Annotated in this window: 12 protein-coding genes; 6 read left to right on the top strand and 6 right to left on the bottom strand. The window is 71.3% G+C overall.

The genetic code is table 11. The annotated features are described in order from the left end of the window. The first annotated feature begins 149 nt into the window (after positions 1 to 149). Both AAFF41_RS16070 and AAFF41_RS16075 read left to right on the top strand, forming a co-directional pair. Positions 150 to 1436: a hypothetical protein gene (locus tag AAFF41_RS16070; protein WP_319743699.1), complete on the top strand. Its 1287-nt coding sequence runs from the start codon at positions 150 to 152 to the stop codon at positions 1434 to 1436. A gap of 62 nt (positions 1437 to 1498) precedes the next feature. Next, positions 1499 to 1666 carry a hypothetical protein gene (locus AAFF41_RS16075; protein ID WP_319743701.1) on the top strand — a complete coding sequence of 56 codons (168 nt, stop codon included), beginning with the start codon at positions 1499 to 1501 and terminating at the stop codon, positions 1664 to 1666. Between the two features lie 222 nt (positions 1667 to 1888). On the opposite strand, the gene AAFF41_RS16080 is transcribed toward AAFF41_RS16075, so the two are convergent. The 3 genes from AAFF41_RS16080 to AAFF41_RS16090 all read right to left on the bottom strand — a co-directional run bounded on the left by AAFF41_RS16080 (position 1889) and on the right by AAFF41_RS16090 (position 4877). Next, the gene (locus tag AAFF41_RS16080) at positions 1889 to 2827 is read right to left on the bottom strand and encodes a 3-oxoacyl-ACP reductase (RefSeq protein ID WP_319743703.1); all 939 of its coding nucleotides are present in this window, start codon (positions 2825 to 2827) and stop codon (positions 1889 to 1891) included. 70 nt (positions 2828 to 2897) lie between these two features. Beyond that, positions 2898 to 3974 (bottom strand): Zn-dependent alcohol dehydrogenase, encoded by a 1077-nt coding sequence (locus AAFF41_RS16085; protein ID WP_060897708.1) that lies wholly within the window; start codon positions 3972 to 3974, stop codon positions 2898 to 2900. Between the two features lie 45 nt (positions 3975 to 4019). Further along, a complete protein-coding gene (locus AAFF41_RS16090; RefSeq protein WP_319743707.1) occupies positions 4020 to 4877 on the bottom strand; it encodes a MaoC/PaaZ C-terminal domain-containing protein in 858 nt (285 codons plus the stop codon). A 254-nt stretch (positions 4878 to 5131) separates the two neighbouring features. On the opposite strand from AAFF41_RS16090, the gene AAFF41_RS16095 reads away from it, so the two are divergent. The 3 genes from AAFF41_RS16095 to AAFF41_RS16105 are packed head-to-tail and all read left to right on the top strand — an operon-like array spanning position 5132 to position 8072. Next, positions 5132 to 6043, top strand: coding sequence for an ABC transporter ATP-binding protein (locus AAFF41_RS16095; RefSeq protein ID WP_319743709.1), 912 nt, complete (start codon positions 5132 to 5134; stop codon positions 6041 to 6043). Further along, positions 6043 to 6762 (top strand): ABC transporter permease, encoded by a 720-nt coding sequence (locus AAFF41_RS16100; protein ID WP_319743711.1) that lies wholly within the window; start codon positions 6043 to 6045, stop codon positions 6760 to 6762. The genes AAFF41_RS16095 and AAFF41_RS16100 overlap by 1 nt, the downstream gene beginning before the upstream one ends. A 29-nt stretch (positions 6763 to 6791) precedes the next feature. Further along, positions 6792 to 8072, top strand: coding sequence for a sensor histidine kinase (locus tag AAFF41_RS16105; protein ID WP_343324111.1), 1281 nt, complete (start codon positions 6792 to 6794; stop codon positions 8070 to 8072). Here the strand turns inward: AAFF41_RS16105 and AAFF41_RS16110 are convergent. Next, positions 8050 to 9564 (bottom strand): alpha-L-arabinofuranosidase B, encoded by a 1515-nt coding sequence (locus AAFF41_RS16110; protein ID WP_343324112.1) that lies wholly within the window; start codon positions 9562 to 9564, stop codon positions 8050 to 8052. The genes AAFF41_RS16105 and AAFF41_RS16110 overlap by 23 nt on opposite strands. Positions 9565 to 9889: 325 nt before the next feature. Here AAFF41_RS16110 and AAFF41_RS16115 point away from each other — a divergent pair, with 325 nt between their 5' ends. Next, on the top strand, positions 9890 to 10522 hold the full coding sequence (locus AAFF41_RS16115; protein ID WP_319744497.1) for a response regulator transcription factor: 633 nt from the start codon (positions 9890 to 9892) through the stop codon (positions 10520 to 10522). A gap of 34 nt (positions 10523 to 10556) precedes the next feature. On the opposite strand, the gene AAFF41_RS16120 is transcribed toward AAFF41_RS16115, so the two are convergent. Together AAFF41_RS16120 and AAFF41_RS16125 are read right to left on the bottom strand one after the other, a co-directional pair. Then, entirely contained in the window at positions 10557 to 11393 is an 837-nt protein-coding gene (locus AAFF41_RS16120; RefSeq protein WP_343324113.1) for a hypothetical protein, read from the bottom strand. Continuing rightward, entirely contained in the window at positions 11393 to 11932 is a 540-nt protein-coding gene (locus AAFF41_RS16125) for a SigE family RNA polymerase sigma factor (protein ID WP_054230928.1), read from the bottom strand. Before AAFF41_RS16125 ends, AAFF41_RS16120 begins: the two co-directional genes overlap by 1 nt. Between the last annotated feature and the right edge of the window lie 31 nt (positions 11933 to 11963).

Raw genomic sequence — 11963 nt, forward strand, 5'->3', positions numbered from 1 at the left:
CACCCCCTTCTCCCCGCACCGTTCAGCACACGCATCCCCGTTCCCTCAGGCGAATCGCGGCACGGCCACCCTTATGTGTGAAGCGCCCGCCCGCCGATCCCACGTCTGTGCGTGCGAAAACTAGCTTCGTCGCCGGAGGTGACCGAACGATGACGGCCTGTGCAACCGAGCCTGCGGCGGAACCCGGGGACGAGCGGGCCACTCGCCCCGCGGATACGACCGCCCGCACCACGGATGCGATCGCCCGCACCACGGATACGACCGCCCGCCCCACCTGCGTGATCGCCGCGGACGGAACCTACGCGGCCCGCCTCGCCCTCGACGGCGAGTGCTGGTTCCCGGAGCGCTGGACGCTGGACGGCCCCGAGCCCTACGCCGTACCGCTGCCGTCCCACCAGCCGGAGGAGCCCGGCACCGAGGTGCTGCCGATGTCCGACGGGCGGGTGCTGATCCACCGCGTCGCGGACGGGCGGCACACGTTCTCGCTGCTGTACCCGACCGGGCCCGGCACCGGGGAACTGCTTCTCGGCGCGGTGGAGTGCCACGACGAGGACACCCGGCTGTGGCTGCTGCCGCCCGCGCCGGACGGGGAGCACGCGTACGCCCTCGCCGCGGGCCGTGACTCCACGGCGGTGTGGCTGGTGGCGGGCGGGGCGTTCGGGCCCGAGCACCTGGCCGAGGTGCCGGGCCCCTGTTCGGGCGGGGTCTGGCTGGACGACACGGGGCGCCTGCTGGCCCTGGACCGCCACCAGGACGGCCGCACCAAGACGGTGGTCGTCGACCTGGGGCGCGGCGGTGAAGTAACGCCACTGCTGCAGATCGCCGAGGACAGCGACGACCGGCTGCTGCTCGCGGACGCCGACAGCGGACTGCTGCTGGTCCGCTCCGACGCGCCGTCCCCGGGCCACGACCGCCTCGGCTGGGGGGTCCTCGGCAGCACCCTGCCGATCCGCTTCCCCGACTGTCTGCGCGCCACCGACTGCGCGGTGACGCCGTTCGCGATCCAGCCGGGGCAGGTACTGACGCCGGAGGCCTGCGCGGTGGCCCTGCGCATCGACGGGCCGGCCGGCAGCTGGGTGGGCGTGTGGCGGCCGTTCGAACGCCAGGTCCACCATCTCGCGGCCCCGGAGGGCTGGTTGGCGGGCGCGGGCCTGTGGACCAGGGAGGGGGTCCTCCACCTGCCGTACACGACGGGGGCGGTGCCGTGCGGGGTGGCGAAGGTGACGGCGCCCGCCGTCGCGGTGACGGCGGAGGCGCCCCCTCCGCCGGAACGGCCCGCGGCGCGCCCGGTCCCCCTCCAACAGGCGCCGCTGAGCGGGCGGTCCCCCGTGAAGAGGCGGCCCCTCTTCGCCCGCCCGGTACCCGAGGACGAGGCCTTCCGGACCGACGGGGGGCCCGGGGGCGAGAACAGGTCACCCGCCCCCGTTCCCGCGTGAGCGACCGGTTAGAATCCCCCGGCTACAAAGAAGGATCTTGTTGACGGGGTGAACACTTCCACATGAGCGAAACCAGCACCATGGAACCGCCGGCCACCGACGCCCGCGAGGCGACGGTCCAGGACGAAGGCCACGGCAAGCACCGCGGCCCGGTCTCCGGCCGGGACGACGAGGCGACCCCTCACGGCCGCCACCGCAAGCCGTCCGGCCAGCAGAACACGTCGGCCTGACGGTAAGCAGGACCAGCGATACGGCCCCGCTCGTGCTCGGCGCGAGCGGGGCCGTTTCATGCGGGGCTCCCCGGGCGCCACGCGTGGGTGACGTCCTCTTGTCGGTCCGGCACTACTTGCCCCAGCTGGCACACCCGCCCCTGTCGACCGACGGCCGACTGCTCGGCCCGGAGCACGACGGCTAGGCGGAACGGCCGGGCGGACTCGGGGATGTCGGGCGAGCTAGGTGTGCTTGAGTCCCAGTACCTCCGTCGCCGCGAACGTCTCCCCCGGTGGCCGCTGCGCGTAGTACGGGCCGAGCAGTGCGTCGAGTTCGTCGTAGGTGAAGGCGTCCTGCTTGGTGTCGAACTTGGCGGCCACCCGCGGCCGTTCGACGACCGCGACCATGCCGCCGTGCACCACGAGCAGCTGTCCGTTGACGTGCGCGGCGGCGGGTGAGGCCAAGTAGCCGACGAGGGGCGCGACATGCTCGGGGGCGAGGGGATCGAGGCCCTGCTCGGGCACCTCGAACCCGTGGAACACGTCCTCGGTCATCCGGGTCCGGGCGCGCGGGCAGATGACGTTGGCCGTCGCGCCGTACTTCGCGAGCGCCAGCGCGGTCGAGGTCGTCAGCCCGACGATGCCGCCCTTGGCCGCCGCGTAGTTGGGCTGTCCCGCCGAGCCCGCGAGGAACGCCTCCGAGGAGGTGTTCACGATCCGCCCGTACACCGGCCCGTTCGCCGCCTTGGACCGCGCCCGCCAGTGCGCGGACGCGAAGTGGGTCGTGTTGAAGTGCCCCTTCAGATGCACGCGGATGACGGAGTCCCACTCGTCCTCGGACATCGAGAAGACCATCCGGTCGCGCAGGATGCCCGCGTTGTTGACGAGGATGTCGAGCTTCCCGAACTCGCCGATCGCCAGGTCGACCAGCTCACGGGCCCGTTCGCGGTCGGAGACGTCCCCGGTGTGGGCGAGGGCGCGGCCGCCCGCGGCGCGGATCTCGGCGGCGACCTCCTCGGCGGGGGTGGCCGAGGCCGCGCCGGAGCCGTCCCGTCCGGGCTGCCCGTAGTCGTTGACGACGACGGCGGCACCCAGGCGGGCCAGTTCCAGCGCTTCGGTCCGGCCGAGCCCGCGCCCCGCGCCGGTGACGATCGCGGCGCGCCCTTCAAGTGGCAGTGACATCGAAGTCCTCAGCAATCGTGGCGGCGGTCGTGGTGCAATCGTGGGGGCCGGGTGGCGGCAGCCGTGGGGGTCAGATCTCGATGCACGTACGCAGCGCGGTTCCCGTCCGCATCTGGTCCAGCGCCTCGTTGATCCCGGACAGCGGCACCCGGTGGGTGATCAGGCTCTCCAGGTCGATGCGGCCCGCGCGCCACAGGGCGACCGTCCGCTCGTACGACCGCAGGACGTCCCCGCCGCCGTACATGGACGGCAGGATCCGCTTCTCGTCGAAGAACAGCTCGAACATGTTGAGCTGCAGGAAGTCGTCCATGGCGCCCGCGCCGACGATGACGAGGGTGCCGCCGCGGCGGGTGTTCTCGTACGCGGTGCGGGCGGTGGCGGAGCGGCCGACGACCTCGAAGACGTAGTCGAAGCCCTCGCCGCCGGTCACCGACTGCTTCGCGCCCGGGAGTTCGTCGGGCGAGACCGCCTTCGTCGCGCCGAACCGCAGCGCGGCCTCCCGGCGCGAGGCGACCGGGTCGACGGCGACGATCTCGGCGGCGCCCTTGAGGCGCGCGCCCTGGATCGCGGAGATGCCGACGCCCCCGCAGCCGATCACGGCGACCGAGGAACCGGCGGCCACGTCCGCGGTGTTGAGGGCGGCGCCGAGGCCGGTCGTCACTCCGCAGCCGATGAGGGCCGCGATGTCGAAGGGCACGTCGTCCGGGATCGGAACGGCGGAGCCCGCGTCGACCACGACCTCCTCGGTGAAGGTGCCCGTCCCGGCGAAGCCGAAGACGTCTTGGCCGGGCCGCCGGAAGTTGGGCGTGCCGGCGTTCATGAACCCGGCCAGGCACAGCTGGCTCTGGCCGCGCTTGCAGGCGGGACAGACGCCGCAGGCGGGCAGCCAGCAGACGACGACCCGGTCGCCGGGCTTGAGATGGGTGACGCCCTCGCCGACCTCGACGATCTCCCCGGCGCCCTCGTGGCCGGGCACGAACGGCGCGGGCTGCGGCAGTACGCCGCTCATGGCGGACAGGTCGGAGTGGCACAGCCCGGTGGCCCGTACCCGGATCCGCACCTTGCCCGGACCGAAGCCCACCGCCTCGATGTCGTCGAGGACTTCCAGCTTGTCCTGGCCTATCTCGTGCTGTACGGCTGCGCGCATGGTGCGGCTCCCCTCGACAACGGGCTGATCACTGACGGGCTGGGCTCAGGAGTGTGTGACGACGGTGTCGGCGAGGACAGGCGCGTCGTCACGCTCGACGGCGCTCACGGCCACCCGGACGCCGCCTTCCCGCCGCCACATACGGATGCGCAGGGTCTCCCCCGGGTACACGACCCCGGCGAAGCGCGTGGTGTACGAGCGGACGCGCGCCACGTCCCCGCCGAGCAGCGTGTCGACGACCGCCTTGAGCGTCATCCCGTACGTGCACAGCCCGTGCAGGATCGGCCGGTCGAACCCGGCGAGCTTGGCGAACTCGGGGTCGGCGTGCAGCGGGTTCCAGTCGCCGGAGAGCCGGTAGAGCAGCGCCTGCTCCTCGCGGACCGGGCGCTCGACGGTCCGGTCCGGCGCACCGGTGGGCTCCTCGAGGCGGGTGGCGGGGCCGCGGTCGCCGCCCCAGCCGCCCTCTCCCCGTACGAAGATCTGGGCGTCGTTCGTCCACAACGGTCCCTCGGCGTCGGCGACCTCGGTGCGCATGACCAGGACGGCCGCCTTGCCCTTGTCGTACACGGCGGCGATCCGCCCGGTGGCCAGGGCCTTGCCCTCGACCGGGATCGGACGGTGCAGTGCGATGGTCTGGCCGCCGTGCAGGACGCGGGCGAGGTCGACGTCGACGCCGGGCATGGACAGGCCGCTGATCACTCCGGGGGAACCGGCGCCCGCGACGGTGGCGAAGCTCGGCAGGACGTGCAGCTTCGATTCGAGGGTGTAACGCAGCTCGTCGGGATCCGTCGCCGGGACGCCCGCTCCGAGGCCGAGGTGGTAGAGCTGGACGTCCTTGCGGTCCCAGGTGATCTCACCGCTGCGGGGTTCGGCGGCGAGGGCCTTGGCGGCGTCGATGGGCATGGGGCTCCTGATCAGTAGCGCGAAAGACCTCGGTGCGGCCGTCCGCACCGTCGGCCGCACCGAGGTCGACACTGGCCGATCTAGAACGCGTTCCAGTCCGGCGACCCTTGTATAGCCCAGCACTCGGCAGTTGTGAAGGCTCCTGACGCCCTGTCAGGTCAACGGTCCGTCCGTCCGGCCGTGACATTTGTCCTGCCGGAGTCCGTACAAGCGCATCTGCCGGGCGGGGGCCGCGGATTCGTACCGTCTCAGGCATGACACAGACAGGTGGGACAGAGCGTGCCGTGTCCTTCACGGGGGCGGTCAAGGCGTTCGGCGCGGTGCGCGCGGTGGACGGGGTGGATCTGGAGATCGGCCGCGGCGAGACGGTGGCGCTGCTGGGGCGCAACGGCGCGGGGAAGTCGACCACGATCTCCCTGCTGCTCGGTCTGAACGAGCCGGACGAGGGGACGGTCGCGCTCTTCGGCGGCCCCCCGGAGGCGGCGGTGCGTGCCGGGCGGGTCGGCGCGATGCTTCAGGAGACCCGGCCGGTGCCCCGCGTGACCGTCCGTGAGCTGGTCTCCTTCGTCGCGGGCCGCTATCCCGCGCCGCTCCCTGTCGCCGACGCGCTGGAGCTCGCGGGGATCGGGGATCTGGCCGGGCGGCGCGTCGACCGGCTCTCCGGCGGACAGGCGCAGCGGGTGCGGTTCGCGGTGGCGCTCGCCGGGAACCCCGACCTGATCGTGCTCGACGAGCCGACCGCCGCGCTGGACGTGGAGGCGCGGCGCGCGTTCTGGGACTCGATGCGGTCCTACGCGCGGCGTGGTCACACCGTCCTGTTCTCGACGCACTACCTGGAGGAGGCCGACGCGCACGCCGACCGGATCCTCGTCATCGACCACGGCCGGCTCGTCGCCGACGGGACCGGCGAGCAGCTCAAGCGGTCGGTGGGCGGCAACCTGGTCTCCTTCGACCTCGCGGGCCGCGGCACCGAGGGGCTGATCCTGCTGCCCGGTGTGGTGTCGGTGGAGGTGCGCGGGGACCGGGCCCGGCTGCGCACGGACGACTCGGACGCGACGGTGCTCGCGCTGGCGGAGCTCGGTGCGATCCGCGGTCTGGAGGTCGTTCCCGCGTCCCTGGACGACGCGTTCATGGCGCTCACCTCGCATGTTCTGGAGACGGTGTGATGCTGGACTATCTGCGCCTCGAAGTGCGCCGGACGCTGCGCGACACCGGCTTCGTCATCGGCGGCATCGCGATGCCCGTGATGATGTACCTCCTGTTCACCAACCTCGGCGACGGCGGTGACGGCGGCTGGAAGACCGGCTCGATGATCGGCATGGCCGCGTACGGGGCGGTGGGCTCGGCCCTGAACACCGGTGGCGGGGTCGCCGAGGACAGGGTGACCGGATGGTTGCGGCAGCTGCGGGTGACCCCGATGACCCCGCGCGAGGTGGTGCTCGGGCGGACGCTGACCGGCTCGGTGACGGTGCTGCCCGCGATCGCCGTGGTGCTGGCGGCGGGCGGACTGGTCAACGGCGTACGGCTGGGGGTCTGGCAGTGGGCCGCGGTCGCGGTGCTGCTGTGGCTCGGCTCGATACCCTTCACCCTGCTCGGCCTCGGCAACGGCTACCGGCTCACCGCGCAGACGACCGGGGTCGCGAACATGGTGTGCAACCTGGGGCTCTCGGTGGTCGGCGGTCTGTGGTTCCCGCTCACGCTCTTCCCGGGCTGGCTCCGGTCCCTGTCCGGCTTCACACCCACGAACCGCATCGCCCAGCTCGGCACCTCCGTCGCCGACGGCGACGCACCGGCGCTCGGCGCGGTGGTGGTTCTCACGGCTTGGCTACTGGCCTTCGGTTCGTACGCTGTGGTCTCGTACCGCAGGGCCGCGCGGACCATCTGAAGCGGACCGTCCGAAGGGGGAACGGGGACATGTCCTGGATGCGAGGGGTCGCCTGTCAGGTGAGGGAGTGGCGCGCGGCGCGGGCGCGCTGGCGGTCCGACATGGAGCGCTTCAAGGCCGAGCAGCGGGCCGCCCGCAGGAACGGCGGGAAGATGCCCGAGGACCCGGGACCGCCGCCCACCGGCTTCGCGCTGCTGCCGTGGCTGCTGATGGGGATGGGCGCCTTCTCCAACCTCCTCCAGGGCAGGACCGCGAACCCCTGGATCGGTGGCCTGGGTCTGTTCACCTTCAACTCCCTCTACATCTACGTGACGTTCCGCGCCTTCGTGAAGGAGGCGCGCGAGGCCCGCTCCACCAAGGTGGCGCTCGTCCTGATGGGCCTGGTCACCTGTGCGCTGGCCCTCGGGTACGGCGGCAGCTGGCTGTACTTCTTCCCGCTCCTCGGCCTGGCCACCGGCGCGGTGCTGCGGGGCCCGCGGCTCGGTCAGATCGGTCTCGGCCTGACCGCGCTCGCGGCCGTGATCTCCTTCGTCCGGGCGGGCTGGGACGCGGTGAACGTCGCGTACGGCACCTTCCTGTCCACCATGGTGACGGCGGCGATCCTCTCCCTCTCCGAGGCCGTACGGGAGCTGCGCGCCGCCCGCGAGGAGCTGGCCCGACGTGCCGTGGAGAAGGAGCGCCTGCGCTTCTCCCGCGATCTGCACGACCTGCTCGGCCACACGCTCTCCGTCATCGTGGTGAAGTCGGAGGCGGCCCGCCGGCTGGCCCCGCGCGACCTGGACGCGGCCCTCACGCAGATCACGGACATCGAGTCCGTGGGCCGGCAGGCGCTGACCGAGATCCGCGAGGCGGTGACCGGCTATCGCGAGGGCAGCCTCACCACGGAACTGGACCGGGCCCGCTCCGCCCTGTCCGCGGCGAGCGTCGACCCCGTGGTCCGCCAGTCCGGCGCCCCGCTGACCCCGCAGAACGAGGCCCTGCTGGGCTGGGTGGTGCGGGAGGCGGTGACGAACGTCGTACGGCACAGCGGCGCGACCCGCTGCGAGATCACCGTCGAGGGCGTACCGGGCGGCCATGTCCGCCTGACCGTCACGGACGACGGCACCGGCACGGGCGCCTTCGTGACCGGTCCCGCCGAGGGCATCGGCGGCACCGGTCTGAAGGGCCTGACGGAACGCCTCGCGGCGGCGGGCGGGTCGCTCACGGCCGGCCCGTCGCCACGCGGCGGCTTCACGGTGACCGCCGAACTTCCGGTGGACGCGGCGGACTTGGCGTCCTCTTCGGTGGCTACGGCGCCCAGGGAGCCGTGACCGCCCAGCTCACGTCGTCCGTCCACGAGGTGGCGCTGTCGAAGGTGTTCGAGCCGCCGTCACTCGCTATGTAGACGTTGTAGTTGTAGTGCCGGAGGTATCTCGTCGGGTAGTTGTACGAAGCGAACGAGGTCCCCGTCCCGCTCTTGCCGGTCCCGGCGCAGAACGTGGCGTCCTGTCTGAACTGCGTGGTGCCGACCATGGGTTGTCGGTAGAGCTGGTAGTTGAAGTGCCGCAGGAAGTCGCCCGGGTAGTTCCGTGACTCGAAGGAGTAGCAGGAGCTGTCGGCGAGGCCCCTGCGGACGACCCAGGTGGCGTCGCCCTTGTCGAGCGTCGAACTGCTCGACGTGATGGCCGAGATGACCGCCGCGTTGTTCTGGTGGCGGATGTAGTCGGTCGTGCAGCACGAGGTGGTCGCGCGCAGCGAGATCTCCGACCCGGCCGTCAGCGAGCCGGTGCTGCCGGTCGCACCGCCATAGCCGACGGAGACGATGTTGGCCTGGACGGAGTCGTCGGCGGCGTCCGTCGGGATGCCCGAGGTCATGACGCCCTCGAAGAAGGACCCGATGGAACCGTTGCTGTTGTCGCCGCCGGTGCCCAGGACGATCGCGCCCTCCTGATGCATGGGCGAGTAACCACTGGTGGTGGGTTCACCTCCGGAATAAGTGGTCGTGAGACCGCCCGATTGGGCATTGCCGTATTTCAGCGCGAAATGGTCCTGACCGTTGTTCTTCAGCAAAGCGGTCACGAACGGCATCGATCCGGTGCCGGTGTTCGACGTGTTCTTGCTGTAGCCGGAGTCCGACTGGAACAGGCCGTTCTCCAGGTCGGCCTGCACCCAGGGGCCCTGGCCGTAACAGGGCGAGAACCAGCACTCGGTGCCGAAGTTGATCGCGTCCATGTGGCCGTTGCCGGTGTCCTTGTTGTTGGTCTCGGCGTTGCCGTAGTCGAAGCAGCAGCTGCCGTTGACATGAGTGCCGGAGGTCACCATGTACATCCCCTCGGCCGCCCCGTTGGTGGCCACGCCCGAGGTGTAGTTGTCCCGGTAGCCCATGCCGGCCGAGATCTCCAGGCCGTAGACCTGGTGGCCGCCGACGGTCACCGGCAGCGCGTCCGCGGGCGCCCCGACGTCGGCCGCGCCCGCCCCGCCCGCGCCCTCGACGGTGAGGTCGTTGTGGCGCGCGGACTGGTCGTAGAGCTTGGTGATGATGCAGGTGGTACCGGAGCAGAAGGAGTCCTGTGCCGCCGCGTTCGCGTACCCGCCGGCCGCCAGGAGACCGATGTTCGCGGTGGCGCTGTCGGAGGCGCGCTGCACCTGGTAGAGCGAGCCGTTGTACGACGAGTAGAGCGCTCTGACGAGGCTGTGCGCGGCGACACAGGGCGTGCCCGCGGCGGCGTAGACGTCACAGGGCAGCGATCCCGCGGCGGTGGCCGCCGGGGCGCCGACGGCGAGCGCGACGACGGCCGCCAACACCGACAGCACGGCCAGCACGGCGCTTCTCGGGCGCGACGATCTTGGTAACACAATGCACCTCTTCCGTTCCTGGTAGGACAGTGCGGGTACCTGGTCGAAATACCGGACATCGTTCGATCGAAATGCCGAACCATTCCCGGTCGAAATGTCGAACGTTTGCGAATATCGGCTCGGCACAGGATCGGCAAAGGCGATCACGGAATGTCGAGGCGATTGTTTGCCCGGAGTCAAGGGCCGTCAAGACGCGCGGAGTCGAACCATGGAGAGTTTTTAGTTTCCGGCGAAGTGCGCACCACGACAGGTCACGCGCCTCCCCCGCCTTACGCTTGGCCCCGTGAACGAGATGCCCCGGGACCACCGGCCCACGAAGTCCGTGCGTGTCCTGCTTGCCGAGGATCAGGGAATGATGCGGGGCGCGCTCGCCCTGTTGCTGGGGATGGAGCCGGACATCGAGGTCGTCGCCCAGGTCGCGGCGGGAGACGCCATCGTGGACGCGGCGCTGACCCACCGCCCGGACGTGGCCCTGCTGGACATCGAGCTGCCCGGGATGAGCGGTCTGGACGCCGCCGCCGTACTGCGCGAACAGGCGCCGGACTGCCGCGTGTTGATCCTCACCACCTTCGGCCGGCCCGGGTATCTGCGGCGCGCGATGGAGGCGGGCGCCGCCGGTTTCCTGGTCAAGGACGGCCCCGTGGAGGACCTGGCCGAGGCGATCCGGCGGGTGCTGACCGGCGAGACGGTCATCGACCCGGCGCTCGCCGCCGCCGCGTTGAGCGCCGGACCCAATCCGCTCACCGCCCGTGAGTGCGACGTCCTGAAGGCCTCGGCGGACGGCGCCACCGTCGCCGACATCGCCTCCAAGCTCCATCTCTCCGAGTCGACCGTCCGCAACTACCTCTCCTCCGCGATCGGCAAGACGAGCACCCGCAACCGCATGGAGGCGATGCGGGAGGCCCGCCAACAGGGCTGGCTCTGACCTCCGGCCGCCCGCCGCACCGCGCGCGAGGGCCCTACTTCGTCACCGCCGCCGCCTTGTAGGTCCTTCCCTCCGGTCCCAGGCAGACGAACCAGTCGGACCGGGAACCGTCCGCCGGGCGGATCGCATCCTCGAAGTCCCCGACGATGCCCGTGCCCGGGGAGGGCCTCGACGCCTCGGTCGTCGAGCCGTCGTCCCAGGTGCAGGTGACCTCCTGGGCGGTGGTGGCGACCTGACCGACCACGAGCCGCTGGTCGGTCCTGCTCGTCGCCGTCCCACTGGTGTCCAGCGGCATCGCGCCGGACGTGAGGTCCGTGCCCGCCATGGTGTCGCCCTTCTCGAACGCTCCCAGCAACTTGATCGACGTCTTGCCGTCCAAGGTCAGGCGGACGAAGTACGAGCTCTTGCCGATGAGCTCGGAGGCGTCGCGCACGTTCACCCACGGCTTGCCGAGCCCGGACCCGGTCATCGCGTCCCGTTGCCCCTGCGCCTCCGCCTTGTTCCGGGGCGCCCCCCAGACGTCGATGACGACCTTCCACTTCTTGCCGTGCTCGGTTCCCCTGGCCAGATCGCTGCGCTGCGGCTCGTACACATGCCGCTCGTCGCCCACCGGCGGCCGTGTCGCCGCCGGCGCGACCTTCTGCGCGTCGCCGCCCGTCACCCCGGCCAGCGCCAGCGTCCCCGTCGAACCGGCGATCACCAGCGCCGCCGCTGCCGCCAGTGCCCAGCGGCGGGCCTTGCGGCGGCGGCCACCACGGACCACCGCCTGGTAGGGGGCTGTGCCGATCTCCGCCTCGTCCGCGGCGTCGGCCAGCAGGAAGGCGATGTCCCTGTGTGTCATGTCGTGGTTCGTCTCCCGGTCCGCGCTCATCACTTCCGCCCTCCGTGCGTCACCATGTCCGCCAGGCCCGGTATGGCGCGCAGCTTCGCGATCCCCTTCGCCGCGTTGCTCTTCACCGCGCCCACCGAACAGCCCATCGCCTCCGCCGCCTGGCTCTCGCTCAGGTCCTCCCAGTACCGCAGGACCACCGCCTCGCGCTGGCGCGGCGGCAGTTGGACGAGCGCCGTCAGCAGGGCGCTGCGGTCGTCGGCCTGGGCGATCCGGTCACCTTGGTCCGGCAGTTCGTGCGTGAGCCCCGAGTCGTCCTTCGGCGCCAGGAACTCCTTGAGCCTTCTGCGGTGTTTGCGGGCATGCGCGTTGATCATCACGCGCCGTACGTAGGCCTCCGGATCGTCGGCCGCGCCGACCCTGCGCCAGGCCACATAGACCTGCTCCAGCGTCGTCTGGACCAGGTCCTCGGCGGCGTGCTGCTCCCCCGTAAGGAGAAATGCCGTACGCATCAACCGCGGCCAGCGGCCGATGACAAAGCGCTGGAACTCCTCGTCCCGAGCCTGCTTCCGATCCCCCATGGGCACCTCCTAGATGTACAAAGGAGTCCAC

This window comes from Streptomyces mirabilis, assembly GCF_039503195.1.
Lineage (GTDB): Bacteria > Actinomycetota > Actinomycetes > Streptomycetales > Streptomycetaceae > Streptomyces > Streptomyces mirabilis_D.